We start from the raw sequence: 24,170 nt of genomic DNA, 5'->3' as shown, positions 1-24,170 counted from the left end.
ACAGATTGCTTCAGCAAGCACTCACTTAACGTCGATATTCTGGTTCTTTACCGAGGTTCCGACACTGCGGACAATGGGCGGGATCAGTCGGCGGATCAGGCCGTCCCGGTCAATACCTTCGATGTCACCCAGTGCTTCGGCCTCCCAGAGGCGTTCACCGGAACTGCGGGCCCGAATACGGGCACCGACGCGGACCTGATTCGGATTCTGCCGTTCCTCACCTGCCGTGCCCGGATCATTATTCAGCAATCCGCCGCCCTGTGATGAATAAAGGTTCAGCTGCACCCGGGCATCATCCTGACCGGCAGTCCCCTTGGTACCACCGAACTGAAGAATTTTACGGCTGGGGCCACCCGCCGGACCGCCGAGATAGTCTTCCATCCAGAAATACAAGATCGATGGCGCACTGTCAGTCACCTGAAAGCCTTCACGCTCAAGCTGCGCCACAAACTCTCGTTCAAACTGAAGGTTTTCAGTCGAATCATCCAGTGGTTCCACTGAAATCACCCGCGTCGCAAACGCACCGCCATAAAGCGTCGCATTCAATCGGGCATCGGCAAAAGCCGCACCGGCAAAGGCCAGAGCAGAAATGGCCGCCAGCAGGGGTGTAAAGCGCGGGATCGTCAACATTCAGGCTCTCCGAAAAACTGAGGCGACCATGCTGTCAGGCTGCTTTCAAGTCAAGTTCGCAGGCAGAAAACAGCGTGATTATAGCACAGTTAATCAGCTCCGGCTGTCTTCATCCTGCCCGCAATCCGCGACAGCAGAATGCTCCAGTCCCCCGGCGTTTCCTGCCGGTACAGTTTCAGGGAGGGATAATGCGGGCTGCCTGCCATGCCACTGAACCAGTGCCAGAGCGCGCCATTGGACAGCAGCAGATCAGCCGGTATCCCCAGCGCGCCGGCAAAATGTGCTGTAGCGTTGGAAATTGTAACCACATGATCCATTGCCGCAACCTGTGCGGCGAAGGCATCAAGATCATGATTGCTGTCAACATCCGGGTCATGCAGCAGGCTCCTGCCGGTTTTCTGCCGGAATGCCCACCGTTCTGCACTGGTATCCCCATATTGCAGATCAACAAACCGGATTCCCGGAAGGCCCAGCACCTCCCCCCACAGATCCAGTTCAACCGATTTCCGGCTGGCGATTGTCGAGGCACCACTGCGCCAGGAAATCCCGACGAGCCGTGCGCTGTCATCTCCTTGATATTTCCGGCGCAGGCTTTCCACCAGTCCGGTATCCGGCACGAGACGCGGCGGGTGCCGGCCGAATTCACCCGCCGACGTCATCCCGAGGAGATAAGGCAGCGAACCAATCGGAGTCTGGAGATCAAACTGCCGGCCCTGCAATCCGGCATCAACCGGATCAAGAGCCGGATATATACTGACCTCCGGCCAGCTGCGCTGCATCAGCGGCACCAGCCGCGCCTCGCATTCCAGTGTTACCTGCGCGCCAGCATTGATCAGGGCCTGAAGGTTTCCCGAAAACAGGATCTCGTCCCCCAGCCCCTGTTCACCCCAGACAAGAATTCGCTTTCCCCCGACATCAGAAAGCTCCCCCGACCACATATCAGCGGAGAAAGGCCGGCGACGCCATCCCGGGAGTTGCCAGCGACTTTCATAATATTTCAGGCCTTCATCAAGAATTCCGGCCCGCAGCAGAAACAGGGACAGATTATAGGCCGCGCCCGCATGGTCGGGATTCAGCGCAACCGCTGAGCGATAGACGGTCTCCGCTTCGGTGAATTCTTCAAGATCTGTCAGACAGTTCCCCAGCGAGCCCAGCAATTGTGGGTTGTCCGGGTCTGACAACAAGGCATGACGGAGATGCGATGCTGCCTCCGTCGCCCGGTTCAGATCACGCAGTGAAGACGCATAATTGCCCCGGATCGAAGCCTCATCCGGAGCCAGTGCAACGGCAATCTCGAAACTTTCGAGCGCATCCTCAACCCGGCCAACGCGAAACAGGGCCTGTGCAAGGTTGGAACGATATCCGGGATTCCGGTCATCGAGGCGAACCGCCCGGACAAAGTTCAGGGCTGCCCGTTCGCCATCGCCCCGCGCCAGCCAGATGCCACCGCGCAGGTTATACGAAGGCGCATGACCGGATGCCTGCCCGAGAATATCGAGGATAATCTGTTCTGCCGCATCGAAACGACGAGCTTCATAAAGACGGACCGCCTCCCGGAAACGGTGTTCCAGATCAGCGGTCCGGTTATCGTCAGCCGACGACATGACAGCCGTCGGATTGTCTGATGCTGCGCAGAATCAAGCAGCCAGCCTTTCTTTCAGAAGATTGAGGAATTTCTCGCATTTCTCAATCTCGTCGAGCCTGATGAATTCGTTCGGCTTATGCGCCTGGTCAATGCTTCCCGGACCACAGATGATGGTCGGTACATCCGCCTGCTGAAACAATCCGGCTTCCGTACCAAACGCCACCTTCGAAGTGCTGTTGGCTCCTGTAAGCTGCTTCACGAACGTCGTCAGTTCGTGATCGTCACTCATGTTCAGGCCCGGCATCTGGCTGATGATATCAAACCGGATATCGGCATCCGGATTGACTTTGCGCATTTCCGGCAACAGTTCCGTATCAACAAAATTCGTCACTCTGGCGAACAGTTCATACGGCTCATCTTCCGGCAGATGACGGAATTCAAAATCGAAATAGCAGTCTTTCGGGACGATATTCAGCGCCGTTCCGCCATGCATCAGACCGGTATGAACGGTCGTATGTGCGACATCATACTTGTCGTCAAACGGGCCACTGACGGCGATTTCACGTCCCATCCGCCGCAGGAAGGCAACAATTTCAGCCGCATATTCGACCGCATTCACACCATGCGGGGCCAGTGACGAGTGGCATTCAAAGCCATGCACATGGCAGCGGTGGCTGAGTTTGCCTTTATGCGCAGTAATGACCTTCATCTCCGTCGGCTCACCGACAATGCAGCCACGCGGGCGTACCGGCATCTGGTCAAACTGTGCGATCAGACGCCGCACGCCGATACAGCCAACTTCCTCGTCATAGGAGAAGGCGAAATGAACCGGGGTCTTCAGGTCAGCGTCGACGAAATCTTTCGTCATCGATAGCGCCACAGAGACAAAACTCTTCATGTCACTGGTGCCACGTCCCCAGAGGCGACCGTCCTTCTCGACGATATTGAAGGGGTCAGTATCCCAGTCCTGGCCGTCGACCGGCACAACATCGGTATGACCTGACAGGCAGATACCCGGCTTGTCAGCCGGACCGATGGTCGCGAAAAGATTCGCCTTCGCGCCCGTTTCATCATGCACCAGCGTGGACTGGACACCATGATCCTCCAGGTACTGCTGAACATAGCCAATGAGTTCGAGATTGGAATTTCTGCTGGTTGTATCAAAGCTGCACAGCTTTTTAATCATCTCGATTGAACGCGGGTTAGCCGACACGGCGGGCTCCAGTTGATGCTGTTTACGAACGAGTGAGGCATCGCAGAAATGGTTTTGCACTACGGCGCGATGCCTGACTAAGATTGCGACCCTTCGGAGAACAGTCAACATGCCCCAATCGAAAAACCCCCGTGTCGCAATTTGCGGCATGATGCTGGAAAGCAATTCATTCGCCCCCGTCACCACAGAAGCGGACTTCCGGGAACGTGGTTACTTTCTTGGTGAAGACATCATGACCGAGGCCCGCGCCAAGGCATCGGTGATCGCCCGCGAAGTGCCCGCATTCGTCGCCGCAATGGATGCGACCGGACCGTGGCAGCCCGTCCCCCTGCTGTTTACAGCCTCGCAGCCTGCCGGTCCCTGTGATCATGCCTTCTTCGAAGACTGCATGACCGGAATCGAAAACCGGCTGCGGGACGCCGGGAATGTCGATGCAGTGTTTGTTGCCAATCACGGCGCCATGACCACAACCGGCACGCCAGACCCGGATGGCGAGATGATCGCCCGGATTCGCGCCCTTGTTGGTCCGGACACGCCGATTGTCGTCACCCATGACCTGCATGCCAATGTCTCTGAACTTCTTGTCGAGAGTGCAACGCTGCTGATTGGCTATCTGACAAACCCGCATGTGGACATGCCGCAGCGGGCGGAAGAAGCAGCCTTTTCCCTGCGGACGATTCTGGCCGGAGCAAAACCGAAAACCGCTTTCATCCGTCTGCCGCTGACGCCCCCCAGCGTCACACTGCTCAGCGCAGCCGGTCCCTATGCGGACATGATCACCTATGGACAGCGACGCCAGCAGGAGATGGGAGGCGAAATTCTGAACGTCACGCTGCTCGGTGGATTCGTCTATTCGGACACACCGAAGAACGGCGTCGCGATTGTCGTAACCGGCAGAAACCATCTCGAACCTGCCCAAAAGCTGGCACTGGAAATTGCAGAACGGGGATGGGCTGACCGGGAACGGTTCCGCCGTGAACTGACTTCAATCGAGGATGCCGTGGCCAGCGCCCTCTCCCGGAACGCCGATTCCTCCCTGCCGCCGCAAATCTATTCAGACGCCGGCGACAATCCCGGTGGTGGCGGTCGCGGAAATACCACCTGGCTGCTGAAAGCCCTGATTGATGCTGATGCAAAGGATGTGCTGTACGGGTCGGTCGTCGATCCGGCGCTGGCAGCAGAATGTCACCGACGCGGGAAAGGGGCGACCTTCACAGCCCGTTTCAATTCCGAAACCGAGAGCGAATTTTCCAAGCCGTTTTCCGCCGAAGCCGAAATCATCGGCGTCACTGACGGTCGCTTTGTCGGCAAGCTTGGCATCTTTGCCGGCCGCCTGCTCAATTGCGGGCCATCGGCAGCGCTCAGAATAGGCGGTGTAACAGTTGTCGTGATGACATGGCGGCAGCAGACAGCCGACGCCATGTTCTTTGAACAGTTTGGCCTGAATGTCGCTGACGCCCGGACTGTCTGCGTCAAGTCGCGGGGTCATTTCCGGGCTGGCTTCATGCCCTGGTTCAAGCCGGAACAGGTTGTCGAGGTGGACACAGCCGGGCTGACCTCACCAGTGCTGGAGCGGTTTGACTTCAAAGGCCTGCCGCGTCCAAGCTTTCCTCTCGACCCGTCGGCCGAATGGACTCCGCCAGACTGGTGACCGGGCCACGGGAAGACAACCGCCTTGCCGCCGTCTCGAACACCATCCTGATCCAGCCCAGCGCTGGGTCTGATGAGCGGTCATTCATCCAGTAACTGTAAATCGGCCGCTCAGGCCCCTTGAAGGGCAAGGGTGACGTTCTGAGCTCAGGTCGCTGCCGCGCGGCGGCCCGGGCAATACTGGTCGGGATCGAGCAGATAAGATCACAGGCGACGACGGCTTCAATCGTTGCATAGATATGCGGAGTCCAGAGGACAACCCGGCGGGACATCCCCATGGACAGAAGAATTTCATCTATGTAAGTGCTGGTGGCACCAAAGGTCGAGGTCGCGACATGATCGACAGCGGCATACTGCTCCAGCGTAATCGGATCCCCCAGCAGGGGATGACTGCGGGACGCGAGCACGATACTCGGCTCGCTGTAAAGTTCGGAATTGCGGATATGATCGGTCTGGCGGAGCCAGGGCAGCACAACCAGATCAATGCGATTATCAACAAATGTCTGCGGCGTCAGCGTGAAATGTTCCCGGTTCGGTGCCTGCCAGCTGGGAAGGTTGATGGCCTGCAGAACAATACCCGGTGCCGATTTCCGGACAATCTGCATGATTGTCGGCATCAGATAGACCGAGACGAACTCATTTGTGCCGATTCGCAGAATACGGTCTGTTGTCGAAGGGTCGAAGTTATGAACGCCCGAGATTGCCTCTCCGATAAGGTCCAGCGCCCGGTTGATGGGAACAATCAGTTCGTCGGCCCGTACCGTTGGCCGCATGGTGCCCTTGATCCGCTCAAACAGGATATCGCCAAAATGTGATCTGAGACGGCGAAGCGCCTGGCTCATGGCCGGCTGAGTCAGACCGATCCCCTCACCGGCGCGGGTTAACTGACGTTCCCGGTAGATTGCGCTGAACACTTTCAGCAGATTCAGGTCAAGATTCAGAACATTATCCGTAAGCATGTTGCCTATCTTAATTATTCATTTGCCTGATGAAAGGGTTTCACGACAAAGTACAGGTGGAGGGAGACAACGAGACTGCGGAACATACCGCTGCTTGTCGTCAGAAGATGTTTTCGGCAAGATCGTTGTAACAGTGTCCGTACGGGGCGCTGTACCTCGTTCACAGGGAATTCAACAGGGAGACCTAATATGAAGCTCATGAAGCCGATTATCGGCTTGGCGGTTGCAATGTCATTTGGCGTTGCTGCCCAGGCAAGTGCACAGGAACTACGCGTCGGCCTCAGTGCTGAGCCGTCGTCAGTTGACCCGCATTACCATAACCTCGGCCCGAACAACGCCATGGCGAAGAATATCTTCGGCCGGCTGATGACCCAGGATGAATCCCAGCGGCTGAAGCCGGATCTGGCTGTCTCCTGGAAGCCGATCGACGATCTGACATGGGAATTCAAACTGCGTCAGGGCGTTACCTTCCATGACGGCTCGCCGTTCACGGCTGATGATGTCATCTTCACGATGGAACGTGCCCCGAACGTACCGAACAGCCCTTCAAGCTATTCGACCTACATCAAGGGCAAGACCTTCAAGAAGATCGATGACTACACAATTCATGCATCGACAGAAGCTCCCTACCCGCTGATGCCGGCTGATATCTCGACAGTTGCTATTCTGTCGAAGAAAGCCGCTGAAGGTGCCTCGACTGCCGATTTCGATTCGGGCAAGGCCGCTATTGGTACCGGTCCGTTCAAGATGGTTGAATTCGTCAAGGGTGAGAAGCTGATCCTTGAGCGTTTCGAAGGCTACTGGGGCGAAAAGCCGGAATGGAAAACAGTCACGATCAAACCGATCAAGTCTGACCCGTCCCGTGTTGCCGCCCTGCTGGCCGGCGATGTCGATTTCATTGATGACGTTCCGACCACGGACGTTGCCAACCTTGTGGCCGATCCGAATGTCGCGATCAGCAAGAAGGTTTCCAACCGCGTCATCTATCTTCACATCGACCAGTTCCGTGAAGACTCACCGGACGTAAGCGGTAACAACGGCGAAAAGATCAAGAGCCCGCTGCTCGACGTTCGCGTCCGCAAGGCGATCTCCAAAGCCATCAACCGCGATGCCATTGTTGCCCGCGTCATGGAAGGCGTTGCCATTCCTGCCGGTCAGTTGCTGCCGGACGGCTTCTTCGGTCGCAGCGAAAACCTGTCGCCGGAACCGTATGATCCGGAAGGTGCTAAGAAACTGCTGGCTGAAGCCGGCTATCCCGATGGCTTCAAGCTGAAAATCCATGGTCCGAATGATCGTTACATCAACGATGCCAAGATCCTGGAAGCCGTTGGCCAGATGATCACCCGCGTTGGTATCAAGGCAGAAGTCATCACCATGCCGCGTTCTGTCTTCTTTGGCCGTGCGTCCAGTGGCAGCCCGGACAAGATGCCTGAATTCAGCCTGATCCTTGTTGGCTGGGGCTCCGGTACCGGTGAAGCTTCTTCACCGCTGAAGTCGCTGCTGGCTACCTATGACAAGGCTGCCGGTATGGGTGCTGCCAATCGTGGCCGTCACTCAAACCCGAACATGGACGCTGTGCTGAAGCAGGCACTGGCTACGGTTGACGATGCCGAACGTGAGAAGCTTCTCGCGAAGGCAACGGAAATCGCCATGAATGAAAGTCAGGGCATTATTCCCCTGCACTATCAGGAAAGTGTCTGGGCGACCCGCAAGGGCCTGACCTATGCCGGACGTTCCGACGAACATACTGTGTTCTACACGGTTCGCACCGCGAAGTAAGACCACGTCATACCGGGTGTTGCTTCACGCGGCACCCGGTATCTTTTTTAGCCTGACATCGGGGAGGCACAGATGTCGGTTTTTATTATCAGACGATTGCTGCAGAGTTTGCTGGTCGTCGTGATTATGTCATTTCTTGTATTCATGGCGATTTATCAGATCGGCGACCCAACCGATCTGCTTGTCTCCCCCGATGCTCCTCAGGAGGAGATCGAACGGGTTAAGCGCGATTTTGGCGTCGATCTCCCGTTCCATGAACAATATCTGAAGTTCGTCGGAAAGGCGCTTCAGGGTGATCTCGGCAACTCGTTCGTGATGAACGACCCTGCCCTCCAGCTCATCCTGCAGAAAATGCCTGCGACGCTCGAACTGGCCTTCAGTGCCCTGTTCCTGTCGATTGTTCTCGGTATTCCGCTCGGTGTTTATGCCGGCCTGCGCCATGGGACATTCTCATCCAAACTGATCATGTCAGGTTCAATCCTGGGGTTCAGCCTCCCCACCTTCTGGGTTGGCCTGATGATGATCATGATCTTTGCCGTTTATCTTGGCTGGCTGCCCTCAACCGGGCGCGGCGAAACGGTGGAAGTGCTGGGGATTGAGGTCAGCTTTCTGACCTGGGACGGTCTGACCCATCTGTTCATGCCGGCACTGAACCTGGCATTGCTCAAGATATCACTGGTTATCCGGCTTGCCCGGGCCGGTGTGCGCGAAACGATCCACATGGATTACATCAAGTTCGCACGGGCAAAGGGGCTGTCCTATCGACGGGTCATTCTGCTGCACCTGATGAAGAACATCATGATCCCGATCGTGACCGTCATTGGTCTCGAATTCGGTGGCCTGATTGCCTTCTCGGTCATCACGGAAACCATTTTTGCCTGGCCGGGGATGGGCAAGCTGATCATTGAATCGATCCTGTTGCTCGACCGGCCCATGGTTGTCGCCTATCTGATGATTACGGTGATGATGTTCATCATCATCAACCTGCTCGTCGATATCCTTTACTCAATTCTGGACCCCCGGGTCCGCCTTCAGGACGTCAAATCATGAAACCGGAAGCTACGGCAGAAGCATCGGCTGGCGGTGGCATCACACCAGCGCCGGCAGCAGCACGGGTACAGACCCCATTTCAGCGGTTTGCCTCAGACTTTCTGGAGAGCAGGATTGCCGTTTTCGGGCTGGTTATTACCTCGATTGTCGTTTTCATCGCGATCTTCGCTCCCCTGATCGCCCCGACCGATCCTTTCGATCTGGCAAAAGTCGATGTGATGGACAACCTGATCGCACCCGGCGGCCAGAATTTCGCCGGCGACTTTACCTACGTTCTTGGTACTGACGGGTCCGGACGGGATATGCTGAGCGCCATATTCTATGGTCTCAGAACCAGCATCACGGTCGGCGTCACTTCCGGTCTGATTGCTCTGGCTCTCGGTATGAGCATCGGCCTCGCCGCAGCTTACTTCGGCGGCTATGTCGATACGCTGATCATGCGTATCGTTGATATCCAGCTCAGTTTTCCGGCCATCCTGATTGCCCTCGTCTTCATGGCGGTGCTTGGGCCGGGTATCGACAAGACCATCATGGCGCTGATTGTGGCGCAATGGGCCTACTATGCCCGTACGGTCCGCGGCAGTGCGCTGGTTGAACGCCGGAAGGAATATGTCGAAGCGGCAACCTGTCTTGCCCTGAGCCATCGCCGGATCGTCTTCCGGCACCTGCTGCCGAACTGCCTGCCTCCGCTGATCGTGGTTGCAACAGTTCAGACGGCGCACGCCATCAGCCTGGAAGCGACGCTGAGCTTCCTGGGTCTCGGCGTACCGCAGACCGAACCGTCACTGGGCATGCTGATCCGCAATGGCTTTGATTACATGCACAGCCATAAATACTGGATCACCTTCTTCCCCGGCCTTGCTTTGCTGGTCACAATTGTCGGCATCAATCTTGTCGGTGACCAGTTGCGTGACATCCTCAATCCCCGCCTCCAGAAATAAGGACGAACTCTCATGAGCAGCGATCAGCCGACGCTCAGCGTCCGCGACCTTAAAACCTATTTCTACACCAAGGCCGGGATTGCCAAGGCCGTCGATGGTGTCAGCTTTGACGTCAAACGCGGTGAGATCATGGGTCTCGTTGGCGAATCCGGATCTGGAAAGTCGGTTACCGGCTTCTCGATCATCGGACTTGTCGACCAGCCCGGCGAGATTGCCGGAGGGGAAGTCCTCTACAAAGGCCAGAACCTTGTCGGCATGCCGGAAGAGCAGATGCAGAAGCTTCGCGGCAACCGCATCGCGATGATCTTTCAGGATCCGATGATGACCCTGAACCCGGTCCTGCGTATTGATACGCAGATGATCGAAACCGTGCTGGCCCATGAAAAGGTCAGCAAGGATGAAGCCAGGCAACGGGCCCGGGACGCTCTGGGCCAGGTTGGTATTCCGGCTCCGGATGAACGGCTGCGTTCCTATCCGCATCAGTTCTCAGGCGGTATGCGGCAGCGTGTTGCCATTGCCATTGCCCTGCTGAACAAACCGGAACTCATCATTGCAGATGAACCGACAACGGCTCTCGACGTCACCATTCAGGGACAGATCCTCTACGAAACCCAGAAGCTCTGCCGTGAAACCGGTACGGCTCTGATGTGGATCACCCATGACCTCGCCGTTATTGCAGGACTGGCTGACCGGGTTTGTGTCATGTATGCGGGACGGATTGTCGAACAGGGCCGGGTCGAGGATATCCTGGACAGCCCGGCACATCCCTATACCCACGGTCTGATCGGGTCCGTGCCCAGCCATAACAAGCGCGGACAGCGGCTGTTCCAGATTCCCGGAATGACCCCTTCCCTGCTGAAGCTGCCCGTCGGCTGCACCTTCAAGAACCGTTGCCCGCGTGCAACAGACGCCTGCAATGTCGAGCCGGAAATCGAGACACTCAGTTCCGGTCGCCAGCTGCGCTGCCATAACCCCCATCTGGAGACCGCAGCATGACCGCAACCGGCAAACCCATGATCCAGACCCTCGATGTCTCCAAACGCTTTGTGAAGCGCCTGGATATCGCCGGCAAGATCGCACAGAAGTTCGGCTCGAAAGTACGCGAAGAAGTCGTTCATGCTGTTGATGGTGTCTCCATCGAAGTCTCTCACGGAGAGGTTGTCGGTCTGGTTGGAGAATCAGGCTGCGGCAAGTCGACACTTGGCCGCATGATTGCCGGTATCCTGCCGCGCACAGAAGGTGACATTCTGTTCAATGGACAGAGCATCGCCGACATGAATGACGCGGATACGCGCAATGCGGCCCTGAAAATCCAGATGATCTTTCAGGACCCGTTTGCATCACTCAACCCGCGGATGCGGGTCGAAGACATCATCTCCGAGGCGCCTGTCGTCCACGGCATCGTCAACAAGAAGGACAAGGCGGATTATGCCGCTGAGGTGATGCTGCGGGTCGGCCTTGATCCGGAATATCGCAAGCGCTACCCGCATCAGTTCTCCGGCGGACAGCGTCAGCGTATCGGCATCGCCCGTGCGCTTGCCGTCAATCCGGAGTTCATTGTCTGCGATGAGGCTATCGCCGCACTGGACGTTTCCATTCAGGCACAGGTCATCAACCTGTTCATGGATCTGCGGACCGATCTCGACCTCACCTACCTGTTCATCAGTCACGACCTCAGTGTCGTTGAACATATTTCCGACCGGGTGGTGATCATGTATCTCGGCCGCGTCGTGGAAGTCGCCAAGACTGACGATATCTTTGACAGCCCGAACCACCCCTACACTCAGGCACTGCTGGGCGAAGTCCCCCGGCTTGATATCCGGCACCGGGTCTATGAGCCGGTCAGCGGGGAAATTCCCTCACCGCTCGATCCCCCGCCGGGATGTCATTTTCATCCGCGTTGCCCGCATGCCACGGCACGCTGCAAGGCCGAACGGCCCGCACTTCGCGAAATTGCACCAGGCCGGCTGTCAGCCTGCCATCTGAACGACGGTTAATCGTGGCTGTGTCTTTTCATATTGAGAATGTGGTCGAACGGATAGATCCGGATGTTGCGGTTTGTCCTCTGGTTCTGGATTCACCGCACAGCGGCAGTACCTATCCGTCAGATTTCGGCTCACGGTTGCCGCATATCGCGCTCCGGCATACAGAGGATGCTTTCATTGACGATCTGTTCGGTGAAGCTCCCGCATACGGGGCCACCATGGTTCGCGCCCTGTTCCCGAGATCCTATATCGATCCGAACCGGGCGGAAGACGATCTGGACCCGTCGATGCTGGATGGTGTCTGGCCCGGTGAACTCAACCCGGGCCCGAAAGTCGCCCTTGGTATCGGTCTGATCCCCTGCCGCGAGCCCGGGGGCGAAGTCTATGACCGTAAACTGTCCGTGGCGGAAGTCCGGAACCGTATCGATTCCTTCTGGCGTCCCTATCATGAGACGGTCTCCCGGACCCTTGACGAGCGCCGCAAGGCCTTTGGCAGGGTCTGGCATGTGAACTGTCATTCGATGCCGGCACGCTCCTCCAACATATCGCCCGAGGGCCCCGGGAAACTGCGACCGGACATGGTTATCGGAGACCGGGACGGCTCGACCTGCGATCCCGCTTTCACTGACCTGATAGCCAGTACATTGCGGGGATATGGATATGATGTCCGTGTCAACGATCCGTACAAGGGAGTGGAACTTGTCCGGCGCTACAGCAACCCGGCAGACCATCGCCACAGCGTACAGATCGAGATCAATCGCGGTCTCTACATGAATGAGGAACGGGTCGAGCGGAGTGCAGACTTCGTTGCGCTGAAGGAAAAGATCACTGATCTGATCCGGGTTCTCGCTGAATTCGCCACTGCGGGCCGTTAAACGCCGCTCCACGACGGAAACCGGGTCTCTCTTCCCTTATCCCTCGAATGTCAGCTTCTTCTCGTTGACAAGTTTCTGGGCCAGCCGCAACAGCCGGCTAACGGCGCCACTCGCCTCTTCAGCATCGACCGCCTGGTCCTGACGCGTGTTCAGAGCATCCTGATACATCATCATCGAACGCTTGCTCATATTTCTGGAAAATTTTGCCATCAGCTGATGGTTTGCGGCAAATGCCTGCATGACCACCACCATATCGGTAAAATGCGCTTCCTTGATAAGGTTCTGAACGCCTGCATCATTCGCTACCAGCAGCTTTTCAAAGAGCTGCTTGGCAGATGTCAGGCGGTTCTCTGCCTCATCCTTGTCGATATAGACCTTCAGTTCCGCTTTCAGCGCAGCAAAGTCGGCTGCGCCCATCTGGATAGAAGTATGCCCAAAGGTGATGAGATACTGCCCGTGTGAAAGCTCGCTGAGCTTAATCTGCATTCCGGCGCCCGGTTCCACTGACCACAGCGTTATACATGTTGGCGTAAAGATGGCTGGCTGTTTTTGCAGCATGACACATCCAGCGCCAGTCACGGTCGGTCAGATAAGCTTTTTCGATAACCTGTTCGACCTCATCAACATGGTCGACGTCGTCCCCCGACATCGCGAACAGGAACGATGCCTGTTCCGGTGACAGGTCCAGATCCTGAATCAGCTTGCTGGCGTAATTTCCGCCAAAACTGGCTCCAATAGTCTTCAGCACCAGCCCGGTCGCGATACGCGCCATCGGAGCTTTCAGTGCGATGTAAAAATTAAACGCCACATAGGCCTGACAGGGCGGTGACGGAAAATCATCGTGGGGATCCCGGTCGCTGTAGCCGGTAGCCGCAAGATCGTTCCGTATCAGCTTCCATTGACTTTTTGCCTGGTCCGCCTGCATCAGCAGGTAATCCTTGGCAAACTCCTGCTCAGGATCGCAGGTGGCAGCTGCCAGAGCCATGGAAGTCGGCGCCTCGTAAACCTGATGAAACAGGGTCAGTAGCAGGTTGTGATAATCCACCAGGGTCATTTCACCGGCAATCACGCGCCGACACATGCGATTATCCGGAAACCGGATGACCGCATCATTGACGATATTCAGGAAATCGCTTCTACCCTGCTTCAACTTCATTATCCTTGGAAAAGCAACCGGTGCATCCTGCCTCAAGGCCGCCTGCGGGGCAACGACTGATCGCCTGCGGCACTGCCTGTTACCCTCTACAGCCCCCCGTATTGCACGCAAGTTGACGGTCTATCGGAAATAAACAAGGATAGGCATGTCGGGGGAAGCGGTCATAGCACGACTGTCCGGCCAGAAGACGTAAACGACGATAACATGACATCGGGGACCGTGTGACCGCTGACGGGGGAAGTTCGCTTTCGAGCGTAATGTTGTTCGCAGACCTGGAGCAATCCGAGCTGGATGCGATTGAGAAGCTGTGTGCTTTCAACAGATATTCAAGTCAGGAACAGATCATTGACCGCGATAGTGAAAGCCGGGACGTCTTCTTCGTGGTCGAAGGCCGGGTCAGGGTTGTTCTCTACTCACTCTCCGGACGCGAGGTAACCCTCGATGACCTGGAATCCGGGAGCTATTTCGGTCAGCTCGCCGCACTGGACGGGCATCCACGCTCTGCCAGTGTAATGGCGCTCGAGAGCACGCTGGTTGCCACCATGCGTCCTACTCACTTCATGAGCATGCTAGAGGCACATCCCTCGATTGCCTTGAAAGTCATGCTGGAATTCACCCGTATCATCCGGGCATCGACAGACCGGATCATGGACCTGTCGACGCTTGGCGCGAACAACAGGGTCCATGCCGAACTGCTGCGACAGGCCCGGGTCGTCGGTGCCGATGAGAATATCGCCCGGATAACCCCGATCCCGGTCCATAGCGATATCGCCAGCCGCGTCAGTACGACCCGTGAAACCGTTGCCCGCGTATTGAATGACCTTGCCCGCAAAAAGCTGGTCGAACGCCAGAAGAACGCTCTGGTCATTCTCGACGTTAACCGGCTTGAAGACATGGTCGAGGAAGTTCGCGGCGAATAATCCGGAACTTCCGGTTACATCCTTCGTTAACCATTGTGATCCAGCGCACTGCAGTCTCTGTCAGCAGCGCTATCATGATGTTACTGGCCTGAAACCAGTTATGACGAAAGGATTGACGCAATGACCAGTTGGAAAGCTTTTGCAGTTGCCGGCCCATTGACCTTCTTCGCCATTATCATGTCGACAGGTCTCGGCATCACAGGCGGCCTCGGATTCTGAGGGAGCCTTTTTCATTTCGATAGTTCCAGACATACTCGGGCGGTCATTATGACCGCCCATTTTTTATCTGATGACATTGAGCTGTGTTGCAATTCATAGCTAAATAACTTGCCTGATTGTCAAAGCCGGGGTGTATTGGTTAAGTTAAGGCACGTAGGCAAAATCAGGATTATTATGGCAAAGAAAATTCTTATCGTCGAAGACAACGAATTGAACATGAAACTGTTCAATGACCTGCTTCAGGCGCATGGGTATGAGACCCTGCAGTCCAAGGACGGCAAGGAAGCCCTGAAACTGGCCCGTGACAATATGCCGGACCTTATCCTGATGGATATTCAGCTGCCTGAGATCTCCGGGCTGGAGATTACCAGAATGCTCAAGGAAGACCCGGGTCTGAAGCATATTCCGGTCATTGCCGTAACGGCATTCGCCATGAAGGGTGATGAGGAAAAAATCCGCGAAGGCGGCTGCGAAGGCTATATTGCCAAGCCGATTTCTGTCGCGAACTTCCTGGAAACCGTTGCCAGCTTCCTGAACTGACCCCTACTCAGGCAGCGCCTGTAAACAGTCAGAGATAAAGAAAAGGCCGCTGAGAACAGCGGCCTTTTCTTATTCTGCATAACCTGAAAACGGTCAGATTATTTAATCTTGGCTTCCCGGAACGTGACATGCTTGCGAACAACCGGGTCGTATTTCCGGAATTCCAGCTTCTCAGTCTGCGTCCGCGGGTTCTTCTTCGTCACATAGTAGTAGCCCGTGTCGGCTGTACTGACGAGCTTGATCTTGAGTGTATTTGGCTTAGCCATACCCGGAACCTCTGCGGTCTGAAATAGAGCGCGGAAAATACCCTCGGAACAGCAACTGTCAAGTGTTCAATACAGCCTAATATCCGGCGACAGCGGTAACCGATGCATCAAGCGCCCGTAAGTAGGCGACCCGGTCATCCAGCAGACGCATCGCCACATCCAGTTCGAAGGAACGGTTCAGTCTCCGGCTGGGGCACAGATTGCGTAATCCCTGCCGTCCGGCTTCGTCAGAGACATCAATCAGCCGCCAGTCAATCATCTGCCGGGCAATCTCCTTACGGCGCGCATTACTATCTCTCAGCACCTGACGGGCATCATGATCGACAGCACTCGTACAAACCGTCGGCATCACGCCGAGATGTTGCAGGGCGTAGCCGGAAGGCGCGTGAAAACGAGCCCATGTCAGCGCGATTTCCGCCTCGTTCGGCAGGTCGATAACATTCTGCACCGTCCCCTTGCCATAGGAGGTCGCACCGATAACCACTGCCCTGCCCGCATCCTGAAGAGCAGAAGCAACAATCTCGGCAGCAGAAGCAGACCGGCCATCGACAATCACGACCATCGGCAGACCATCGGCCAGATCACCATCATGCGCTTCAAAGCTCTGCAGACTGCTGGGATGACGGCCTTTGGCCGAAACAATCCGTCCATGGCTCAGGAAGAGATCGGAAACCCGGACAGACTGATCAAGAAAACCACCAGGATTGTTGCGCAGGTCAAGAATGATGCCGCGAAGGCCACTGCCGATATCCCGTTTGGCCCGGCTGATCGCATCTTCCAGCCGGTTTGCCGTATCGACCCGGAAACCGGTGAGCTGGATATAGGCGACCGAGTCCATCCGTTTGTAGATCACCGTCGGCGAGACGATCTTCTCACGGCGAACCGAAACGACACGCTCGATGCCATAGCCGTTACGCACAAGCATCTCGATTTCTGTACCGATCTTGCCACGCACAGTTTCAATAACCCTGTCCTGTCCCCAGCCGGACACAGGCACACCATCAACTGCGACGATGCTGTCACCAGGCTGTAGTCCGACTTTCGCAGCAGGGGATTCCGGATGGACCGACAGGACCTTGATGACATCGCCATCCGACCGGAAGCCAATCCCGATACCGCCAAAACCACTGCGTTCCGAACGGCGACGGTTTGCATCATCTGCACCAAAATACCGGGAATAGGTATCCAGCCGGGACATTGCGCCATCGAACGCCGCCTGGAACACCTGTTCTGTGCTCGCTGAAGCAAAGCTGCCATCGGACTTGCGAAGCTCTGTCACCATATCCACGGTAACGGCAACCCAGCCGGCAAGGTCTTCATCCAGCGGCCGGTCAAAGGACGCCAGTTCGGTATCACGGCGGTTGATCGTGATCTTTTTCGGTCCCGAAAGATTGACGGCAATCGATGAATCGATGGCCACCAGACCATTCAGGCCACTTACGGCGAGCTCTCCGGCATTTACCGGGTCGATATAACGGGAAAGTATTCTCCCGTAGCCGACATTAAACACTTCTGTCAGCTTTTCTGCATAAACATCCCGCGGGGTTTCGGCAATTGTATCCTGAGGCGGAGTCGTGCAGGCGCTCACCCAGAAGAGGGCAGCAACTGAGAAAACCTTCAAGCCATTGATATTGCTGTACATTGACATCAGCAACTGTTCCGTTGGGGCAATTATTGCGCTCCTTGTTGCCCTAGAACAGCGCTTTTTATCTTAAAGTAGCGTTAGCGCCTGCGTTTATGACGCGGTGGGTGCCCTTTCCCCCGGCCCCTTCCCCGCCTTGCACCCGGCCCCGGTTTCGGATGATTGAGGATTTCAAACAGCATCCCGCCCGTCACAGGTGACGCTTCAACGAGACGCACGGTGAAATCGTCACCCAGCGCATAAACCCGTCCGGCTGAATTGCCCGTCAGGCGGTGCGTGACCGCATCATGGTCATAATAATCGTCCGGCAGGGAGGATATCGGCACCAGTCCGTCAGCACCCGTCTCCTTCAGTGCCATGAACAGTCCAAACCGGGTAACACCGGAAACCGTTGCTTCGAAGTCAGCGCCAACACGGTCAGCCAGAAACGAGGCAATATATCGATCAGTCGAATCACGCTCAGCATCCGAAGATCGTCGCTCAGTGACAGAGATATGCTCTGCCGGCTCAACCAGGTCTTCGCTACTTTCGTAATTCACACCACCCGGCCCAAGATCAAAGGCATCAATCAGGGCGCGGTGAACCATCAGATCCGCATATCTGCGGATCGGTGACGTGAAATGACAGTAGCGAACCAGCGCCAGCCCGAAATGTCCGATATTATCAGGGCTATAGGCCGCCTGGCTCTGCGACCGCAGCACAACCTGATTGACCAGCCCCTGATGCGGAGCGCCGACAACCTTCTGGAGGATATTGTTGAAGTCACCGGTCCGGATCACGCCCTTGGTCAGGCTGAGACCAAATCCTTCAAGGAACTGGCGCAGGGATTCGAGCTTCTCCATTCCCGGCTGGTCATGAATGCGAAACACTGTCGCACGACGTTTTTTCACCAGGGCATCGGCAACCGCCACATTGGCGCAGATCATGAATTCCTCGATCAGCTTGTGGCTGTCGAGGCGCTCACGCGGCTGAATGCGGTCAACCGCGCCCTCTTCATTCAGAATGATCTGACGTTCCGGAAGGTCGAGTTCCATCACTCCCCGGGACCGGCGTGCCGTCTCCAGCGCCCTGAAGGCATCGTACAGCGGCGCAATGACCGGTTTGAGCAACACCTCCACGTCCGGGTCGGGAAAGCCGTCCTGCGCCCTCTGAACCTGTTTATAGGTCAGCCGGGCAACCGAGTTCATCAGTCCCCGCTCTATCCGGCTGCGAAGAATGGCGCCTTTCGCACTGATCCAGATATGCGCCACCATGCAGGGCCGGTCCTCCCGCGGCATCAGCGAGCACCAGCCATTCGACAGCACTTCCGGCAACATCGGAACGGCACGATCCGGGAAATAGGTGGAATTGCCGCGTTCAAAGGCAGCCTTGTCCAGCGGACTTCCCGGCCGGACATACCAGGCCACATCAGCAATCGCGATAATCAGATGAAAACCACCGGGATTGTCCGGATCGTCATCCGGTTCCGCAAAAACGGCATCGTCAAAGTCGCGGGCATCCTCACCGTCAATCGTGACCAGCGGTACCTTGCGCAAATCCACCCGGCCTTCAGGCGGTGCAGCCTTCGCCTTTTCCGCTTCCTGCGTCGCGGCATCCGGAAACACATCCAGAATGCCATGTCGCTTGATAACGATATCGGTGATCGCTCCGGGGCCGGACATATCCCCCAGAACTTCAACGATCTTTGCCGGTTTCAATCCGAGTTCACGACCATTCAGCACTTCAGCGCGAACCATCGTCCCGGCGACCAGATCTGCCGGCAGACGCCCGACAGCGGCGAATTCATCGCGATCCCGCCGGTCGATCGATTTCAGCCGCCAGTTCCCCGCCGCATCCTGACGGGCAACTGCCAGAATACCCGGCGTCTGGCGTTCCAGCCGCCGGATCACCTTGCCGCGATAGCCGCCTTCACCATCCTTGTCACAACGGGCGAGGACCTTGTCGTTCAGACCCGGCGCACTGCCACGACCAATACTGACAATATTGACCTCTGGCCCGTCTCCCTCACCTTCCCAGCTGACCGGAATGGCGAACAGCTCTCCGTCCTTGTCGATCCGTGAAATTTTCAGAACCGTGACGGAGGGCAGATCTCCGGGCTGACGGAAACTCTTGCGATCACCTTTTTCCAGCATGCCGTCCTTTTCCATCTGCCGAAGCAGTTTCTTCAGCAGCGGGCGATCCTGTCCACGAATGTGGAAGGCACGCGCAATTTCCCTTTTCCCAACCTTGCCAGGCGAAAGCCTGATGAATTCGGCGACCTGCTCCCGGCTTGGAAAAGGAACGGACTTCTGTTTGTCGGCCACGGGCGTCCGCCTCAGGCTGCGCTCTCGCGCGTCTTGGGCTTGGCCTTGGTGGTTTTTGCTTTCGTCGTCTTCGCCTTGGTGGTTTTGGCCTTGGTGGTTTTACCACCCTTGGCCGCCTTCGCAGCAATCAGCTCCACCGCCTGTTCCAGCGTCACGCTGTCCATTTCAGTACCCTTGGGCAGGGTCGCACGGATTTTGCCATGCTCTGCATAGGGCCCGAAACGGCCGGATTTGATTTTCACAGGCTTCTTGTCATCAGGGTGGGCACCAAGATCAATCGCCTTGCCGCCGCCTTTCTTCGCCTGCGCCTCGGCAATAATCGTCACAGCCCGGTTCAGCCCGATGCTCAGCAGATCATCATCCGCCGGCAGCGAGGTAAACCCGCCATCATATTTCAGGTAGGGCCCGAAACGTCCAAGGCCGGCCTGAATCATTTCACCGGTTTCCGGATGCGGTCCGACATCACGCGGCAGGCGTAAAAGACCGATCGCTTTTTCCAGATCAACATCTGCCGGTGCCAGCCCCTTCGGCAGGGACGCGCGTTTCGGCTTCTTCTTTTCTTCCGGCTCACCCAGCTGGACATAATGACCGTACGGCCCTTTGCGCAGGGTGATCATCTTGCCGGTTTCCGGGTCTTCCCCCAGTTCTACCGGACCATCCGCCGCGATCGCACCGTCATCCTCGCCGTCGCCGAGAATCTCCAGCTTACGGGTATGTTTGCATTCCGGATAATTCGAGCAGCCGATAAAGGCTCCGAACTTGCCAAGCTTCAGGCCAAGCCGTCCGTCATCGCATGAGGGGCAGTTGCGCGGGGCCTGGTTTTCCTCGGTCTCCGGGAAGAAATGCGGCCCCAGCGCCTCATCCAGCGCATCAATGACATTGGTGATTGTCAGGTCTTTTGCGCCATCAACAGCCTGATGGAAGGCGTCCCAGAATTCGTGCAGCACAACCTTGTAATTCACCCGGTCTGCCGAAATTTCATCCAGCTTGTTTTCCAGATCGGCGGTGAAATTGTACTGAATATAACGTTCAAAAAAGTTCGTCAGGAAAGTCGTGACCAGACGCCCCATGTCTTCCGGAATGAAACGGCGATTATCAAGCCGGACATAACCACGGTCCTGCAGGACGGAGAGAACAGACGCATAGGTCGACGGACGGCCGATACCGAGCTCTTCCATCTTCTTGACCAGACTGGCCTCGGAATAACGTGGTGGTGGCTGTGTAAAATGCTGTTCCGGCAGGACTTCACGCAGGTCAATCGCCTCGCCTTCATTCAGGGGCGGCAGACGCCGGTCGTCATCGTCTCCGTCGCTGTCGTCCATGCCTTCCCGATAGACCTTGAGAAAACCGTCAAACGCGATGGTTGACCCCGTTGCCCGCAAGCCGGCCTTGCCGTCTTTCGTATCGATATCAACACCGACCTGATCAATCTGCGCGGCTTCCATCTGACTGGCGATGGTCCGCAGCCAGATCAGCTCGTAAAGCCGCTGCTGATCCTGATCGAGATATTTGCGCATCATTTCCGGTGTGCGAGTCACATCGGTCGGGCGGATAGCCTCATGGGCTTCCTGCGCATTCTTTGCCTTGGTCTTGTATATCCGGGGCTCTTTCGGAACGTAATTCGATCCGTAATTGCCGCCGATATGTGTACGACAGGCTTCGATGGCTTCATTCGCCATCTGCACACCATCGGTACGCATATAGGTGATCAGACCAACGGTCTCACCATCCAGCGTCATACCTTCGTATAATTTCTGCGCCAGTTGCATTGTCCGCTTGGCACCGAAATACAGCTTTCGTGCCGCTTCCTGCTGCAGGGTCGAGGTAGTGAACGGCGGTTGCGGGCGACGCTGTGTGCGCTTCTTCTCAACAGAGGTCACACTCAGCGGAGAACTTTTGATCAGATCAGCCGCCGTCTCGGCAGAACCGGCATTCCCAAGCTCGAACTTATCCAGTCTTTTACCGTCAATCCGCGCCAGACGGGCATCAAACTCGGCTTTCGCGCCATTCGCGAGACGTGCCGTAACCGACCAGTATTCCTGCGGCTTGAAGACTTCAATCTCGGCTTCCCGTTCACAGACCAGCCTGAGCGCAACAGACTGCACACGCCCGGCACTGCGGGACTTCGGCAGCTTGCGCCAGAGGATCGGCGACAGGGTAAAGCCAACGAGATAATCGAGCGCCCGGCGCGCCAGATAGGCATCGACCAGAGGGCGATCAATATCGCGGGGGTTCTGCATTGCCGTGGTAACAGCGGTTTTTGTAATCTCGTTGAACACCACCCGCTTCACATCGACATTCTTCAGTGCCTTGCGCCGCTGCAATTCTTCCAGCACATGCCAGGAGATGGCTTCACCTTCACGATCCGGATCGGTTGCGAGAAACAGTTTGTCGGCGCCCTTGACCGCTTTGGTGATTTCTTTCAGATGCCGTTCGGAATCAGGCTGAACCTGCCACAGCATATTGAAGTCCTGGTCCGGGTCGACGGACCCGTCTTTTGGCGGCAAATCCCGGACATGCCCGAAGGACGCAAGAACCACATAGTCCTTGCCGAGATACTTGTTGATGGTCTTTGCCTTGGCGGGTGATTCGACGACGACGACGTTCATAAGCAGCATTCAGTTTAATTAAATCAATGCTGCGATCCTGTTGCCTGGCAGGCGTTCCAGCCTTCCGGCCAGTTCCATTTCCAGCAGCGCAGATGCAGCTTCCTGATGCGAGAGTTGGCATTCATCCAGCAGTTCGTCAACCGTGACCGGTGTAGATGACAGCAATGAGATCAGGCTGGATTTCGCCTCACGGGAGGAAAAACTGCGCTCGTCCGGGCAGGAAAATTCCGCCTTTACAATCTGTTCCGGTGATTTTGGCAACCTCATCGCACCGGCAAGTTCATCAAGTATATCATCAGCCCGTTCCAGCAGTTGTGCCCCCTGCCGGAGCAGCCAGTTCGGCCCTTCTGACCGTGGGTCGAGCGGAAAACCGGGGACAGCGAACACTTCACGCCCCTGTTCCAGCGCCAGCCGGGCGGTGATCAGCGAGCCGGACCGGCGGTTCGCCTCAACAACCGCAATAGCCCGGGACATGCCGGAGATCAGGCGGTTGCGGCGAGGGAAATTCGAAGCCTGTGCTGCCGTGCCAATCGGGAACTCACTTATAATGACGGCATCTTCGGCCATACGCAGGAACAGGTCGCGGTTCTGCGGCGGATAAATGATATCCAGTCCGCACCCCAGCACACCAACCGTGCCGGTTGGCAGCGCCCCTTCATGTGCGGCTGCGTCAATACCGCGTGCCAGCCCGGATGCTACGACAAACCCGCCCTCACCCAATTCCCGCGCAAGTTTTCGCGCATAGTTGCGGCCATTCGCTGAGGCATTCCGCGCTCCGACAATGCCAACCATCGGTCTGGTCAGCAGTTCGGCCGAACCCAGCACCCCGATAACCGGTGGTGCATCTTCAGTTTCAGTCAGCCATTGCGGATAATGCGGGTCGAAATGGGTAAGCAGGGTGGCACCGGCCTCACCTGCCGCAGCGATCTCCCGCTCAATCTCCCCCATTGCCGGAATTCTGACGGGACGTCTGCGACCGCCGGCACGGGCAAGATCCGGCAGGGCATCTAACGAGGCCCGGGCTGAACCGAAGCGCCGGATCAGACGGTGATAGGTCAGCGGACCGACATTCTCTGAACGGATCAGGCGAAGCACATCAGCCAGACCATTCCCGTCTGCCGATGATGATTGTTGCTGTATGGATATGGCTGCCTCCTCTGGCCCGGTACGACGGTCAGCCTGCCTCTGGCAATAGCCATTACAGGATCAGAGGCAATATGGAGAGGTCAGGCGGCTTTTTTCTTCTTCTCAACCCGGGGTTCTTCGCCTTTCAGCAGGCGGCGGATATTCGCATGGTGGCGAACCCAGACCAGCACAGCCAAAGCAGCAAAGGCGTAGATAACCGTATCCGGCTTGCCGAGAGCAAAGCCATAGACCGGTGCCGCAGCAACCGCGACAAGCGCAGCCAGCGATGAAAAGCGGAACAGAAGGAAGACAACCAGCCAGGTCAGGCAGGCACCGACACCCAGCATCCAGTCAGCAGCCAGCATGACCCCGAGTACGGTCGCCACGCCCTTTCCGCCTTTGAACCCGAGCCAGACCGGAAAGCAATGTCCGAGGACAGCGGCGACGCCTGCAATCAGTCCCGCTTCAAGCCCTGCAAACCAGAGACCGGCGATAACAGCCACCGCCCCCTTGCCACCGTCGAGCAGAAGTGTCCCGGCTGCCAGACCCTTGCGGCCGGTTCGCAGTACATTGGTTGCACCGATATTACCGGACCCGATCGACCGCACATCGCCAAGACCGGCGGCGCGGGTCAGCAGCAGGCCAAACGGAATGGATCCCAGAAGGTATCCCGCAGCGAGCCAGAGGAGAAGTTCAACACCCATGACAGACATCATAAGTCAG

Annotated in this window: 21 protein-coding genes; 9 read left to right on the top strand and 12 right to left on the bottom strand. The window is 56.8% G+C overall.

Annotated features, from left to right (window positions below):
• Positions 1 to 21: 21 nt before the first annotated feature.
• The 3 genes from GH722_14170 to argE form a co-directional block, all read right to left on the bottom strand.
• Positions 22 to 630, bottom strand: a complete 609-nt coding sequence (locus tag GH722_14170) for a hypothetical protein (protein ID MRG72910.1) — start codon at positions 628 to 630, stop codon at positions 22 to 24.
• Between the two features lie 89 nt (positions 631 to 719).
• On the bottom strand, positions 720 to 2,234 hold the full coding sequence (locus tag GH722_14165) for a tetratricopeptide repeat protein (GenBank protein ID MRG72909.1): 1,515 nt from the start codon (positions 2,232 to 2,234) through the stop codon (positions 720 to 722).
• 33 nt (positions 2,235 to 2,267) lie between these two features.
• Positions 2,268 to 3,539 (bottom strand): acetylornithine deacetylase, encoded by a 1,272-nt coding sequence (gene argE / locus GH722_14160; protein ID MRG72908.1) that lies wholly within the window; start codon positions 3,537 to 3,539, stop codon positions 2,268 to 2,270.
• Between argE and GH722_14155 the strand changes: the two genes are divergently transcribed.
• Positions 3,538 to 5,079: an MlrC family protein 3 gene (locus GH722_14155; GenBank protein ID MRG72907.1), complete on the top strand. Its 1,542-nt coding sequence runs from the start codon at positions 3,538 to 3,540 to the stop codon at positions 5,077 to 5,079. The two genes, argE and GH722_14155, sit on opposite strands and share 2 nt — an antisense overlap.
• On the opposite strand, the gene GH722_14150 is transcribed toward GH722_14155, so the two are convergent.
• The gene (locus GH722_14150; protein ID MRG72906.1) at positions 5,012 to 6,037 is read right to left on the bottom strand and encodes a LysR family transcriptional regulator; all 1,026 of its coding nucleotides are present in this window, start codon (positions 6,035 to 6,037) and stop codon (positions 5,012 to 5,014) included. The two genes, GH722_14155 and GH722_14150, sit on opposite strands and share 68 nt — an antisense overlap.
• A 198-nt stretch (positions 6,038 to 6,235) precedes the next feature.
• Here GH722_14150 and GH722_14145 point away from each other — a divergent pair, with 198 nt between their 5' ends.
• The 6 genes from GH722_14145 (at position 6,236) to GH722_14120 (ending at position 12,667) form a co-directional block, all read left to right on the top strand.
• Positions 6,236 to 7,816 carry an ABC transporter substrate-binding protein gene (locus GH722_14145; GenBank protein ID MRG72905.1) on the top strand — a complete coding sequence of 527 codons (1,581 nt, stop codon included), beginning with the start codon at positions 6,236 to 6,238 and terminating at the stop codon, positions 7,814 to 7,816.
• A gap of 72 nt (positions 7,817 to 7,888) precedes the next feature.
• On the top strand, positions 7,889 to 8,866 hold the full coding sequence (locus tag GH722_14140) for an ABC transporter permease subunit (GenBank protein MRG72904.1): 978 nt from the start codon (positions 7,889 to 7,891) through the stop codon (positions 8,864 to 8,866).
• Positions 8,863 to 9,807 carry an ABC transporter permease subunit gene (locus tag GH722_14135; protein MRG72903.1) on the top strand — a complete coding sequence of 315 codons (945 nt, stop codon included), beginning with the start codon at positions 8,863 to 8,865 and terminating at the stop codon, positions 9,805 to 9,807. Before GH722_14140 ends, GH722_14135 begins: the two co-directional genes overlap by 4 nt.
• A 12-nt stretch (positions 9,808 to 9,819) precedes the next feature.
• Positions 9,820 to 10,803 (top strand): ATP-binding cassette domain-containing protein, encoded by a 984-nt coding sequence (locus GH722_14130; GenBank protein ID MRG72902.1) that lies wholly within the window; start codon positions 9,820 to 9,822, stop codon positions 10,801 to 10,803.
• Positions 10,800 to 11,804: an ATP-binding cassette domain-containing protein gene (locus tag GH722_14125; protein MRG72901.1), complete on the top strand. Its 1,005-nt coding sequence runs from the start codon at positions 10,800 to 10,802 to the stop codon at positions 11,802 to 11,804. Before GH722_14130 ends, GH722_14125 begins: the two co-directional genes overlap by 4 nt.
• Complete coding sequence (locus tag GH722_14120) at positions 11,690 to 12,667, top strand: N-formylglutamate amidohydrolase (protein ID MRG72900.1); 978 nt, start codon at positions 11,690 to 11,692, stop codon at positions 12,665 to 12,667. Before GH722_14125 ends, GH722_14120 begins: the two co-directional genes overlap by 115 nt.
• 36 nt (positions 12,668 to 12,703) lie before the next feature.
• On the opposite strand, the gene GH722_14115 is transcribed toward GH722_14120, so the two are convergent.
• Together GH722_14115 and GH722_14110 are read right to left on the bottom strand one after the other, a co-directional pair.
• A complete protein-coding gene (locus GH722_14115; protein MRG72899.1) occupies positions 12,704 to 13,225 on the bottom strand; it encodes a hypothetical protein in 522 nt (173 codons plus the stop codon).
• The gene (locus tag GH722_14110; GenBank protein ID MRG72898.1) at positions 13,143 to 13,817 is read right to left on the bottom strand and encodes a hypothetical protein; all 675 of its coding nucleotides are present in this window, start codon (positions 13,815 to 13,817) and stop codon (positions 13,143 to 13,145) included. The genes GH722_14115 and GH722_14110 overlap by 83 nt, the downstream gene beginning before the upstream one ends.
• A 263-nt stretch (positions 13,818 to 14,080) precedes the next feature.
• On the opposite strand from GH722_14110, the gene GH722_14105 reads away from it, so the two are divergent.
• Together GH722_14105 and GH722_14100 are read left to right on the top strand one after the other, a co-directional pair.
• Positions 14,081 to 14,743, top strand: a complete 663-nt coding sequence (locus tag GH722_14105) for a cyclic nucleotide-binding domain-containing protein (protein MRG72897.1) — start codon at positions 14,081 to 14,083, stop codon at positions 14,741 to 14,743.
• A gap of 381 nt (positions 14,744 to 15,124) precedes the next feature.
• The gene (locus tag GH722_14100; GenBank protein ID MRG72896.1) at positions 15,125 to 15,502 is read left to right on the top strand and encodes a response regulator; all 378 of its coding nucleotides are present in this window, start codon (positions 15,125 to 15,127) and stop codon (positions 15,500 to 15,502) included.
• 98 nt (positions 15,503 to 15,600) lie between these two features.
• On the opposite strand, the gene rpmG is transcribed toward GH722_14100, so the two are convergent.
• The 6 genes from rpmG to plsY form a co-directional block, all read right to left on the bottom strand.
• Positions 15,601 to 15,768 (bottom strand): 50S ribosomal protein L33, encoded by a 168-nt coding sequence (gene rpmG / locus GH722_14095; protein MRG72895.1) that lies wholly within the window; start codon positions 15,766 to 15,768, stop codon positions 15,601 to 15,603.
• 76 nt (positions 15,769 to 15,844) lie between these two features.
• Positions 15,845 to 17,416: a PDZ domain-containing protein gene (locus tag GH722_14090; GenBank protein ID MRG72894.1), complete on the bottom strand. Its 1,572-nt coding sequence runs from the start codon at positions 17,414 to 17,416 to the stop codon at positions 15,845 to 15,847.
• Positions 17,417 to 17,490: 74 nt separating this feature from the next.
• Positions 17,491 to 19,728, bottom strand: a complete 2,238-nt coding sequence (gene rnr / locus GH722_14085) for a ribonuclease R (GenBank protein ID MRG72893.1) — start codon at positions 19,726 to 19,728, stop codon at positions 17,491 to 17,493.
• A complete protein-coding gene (gene topA / locus GH722_14080; GenBank protein MRG72892.1) occupies positions 19,725 to 22,322 on the bottom strand; it encodes a type I DNA topoisomerase in 2,598 nt (865 codons plus the stop codon). Before topA ends, rnr begins: the two co-directional genes overlap by 4 nt.
• An 18-nt stretch (positions 22,323 to 22,340) precedes the next feature.
• On the bottom strand, positions 22,341 to 23,462 hold the full coding sequence (dprA, locus tag GH722_14075) for a DNA-protecting protein DprA (GenBank protein MRG72891.1): 1,122 nt from the start codon (positions 23,460 to 23,462) through the stop codon (positions 22,341 to 22,343).
• An 86-nt stretch (positions 23,463 to 23,548) separates the two neighbouring features.
• Positions 23,549 to 24,163: a glycerol-3-phosphate 1-O-acyltransferase PlsY gene (gene plsY / locus GH722_14070; GenBank protein ID MRG72890.1), complete on the bottom strand. Its 615-nt coding sequence runs from the start codon at positions 24,161 to 24,163 to the stop codon at positions 23,549 to 23,551.
• Positions 24,164 to 24,170: the final 7 nt, after the last annotated feature.

It is taken from the genome of Alphaproteobacteria bacterium HT1-32, assembly GCA_009649675.1.
Lineage (GTDB): Bacteria > Pseudomonadota > Alphaproteobacteria > Rhodospirillales > HT1-32 > HT1-32.
The sequence above is the reverse complement of the archived record's forward strand: the minus strand, read 5'-3'. Positions and strand labels throughout refer to the sequence as shown.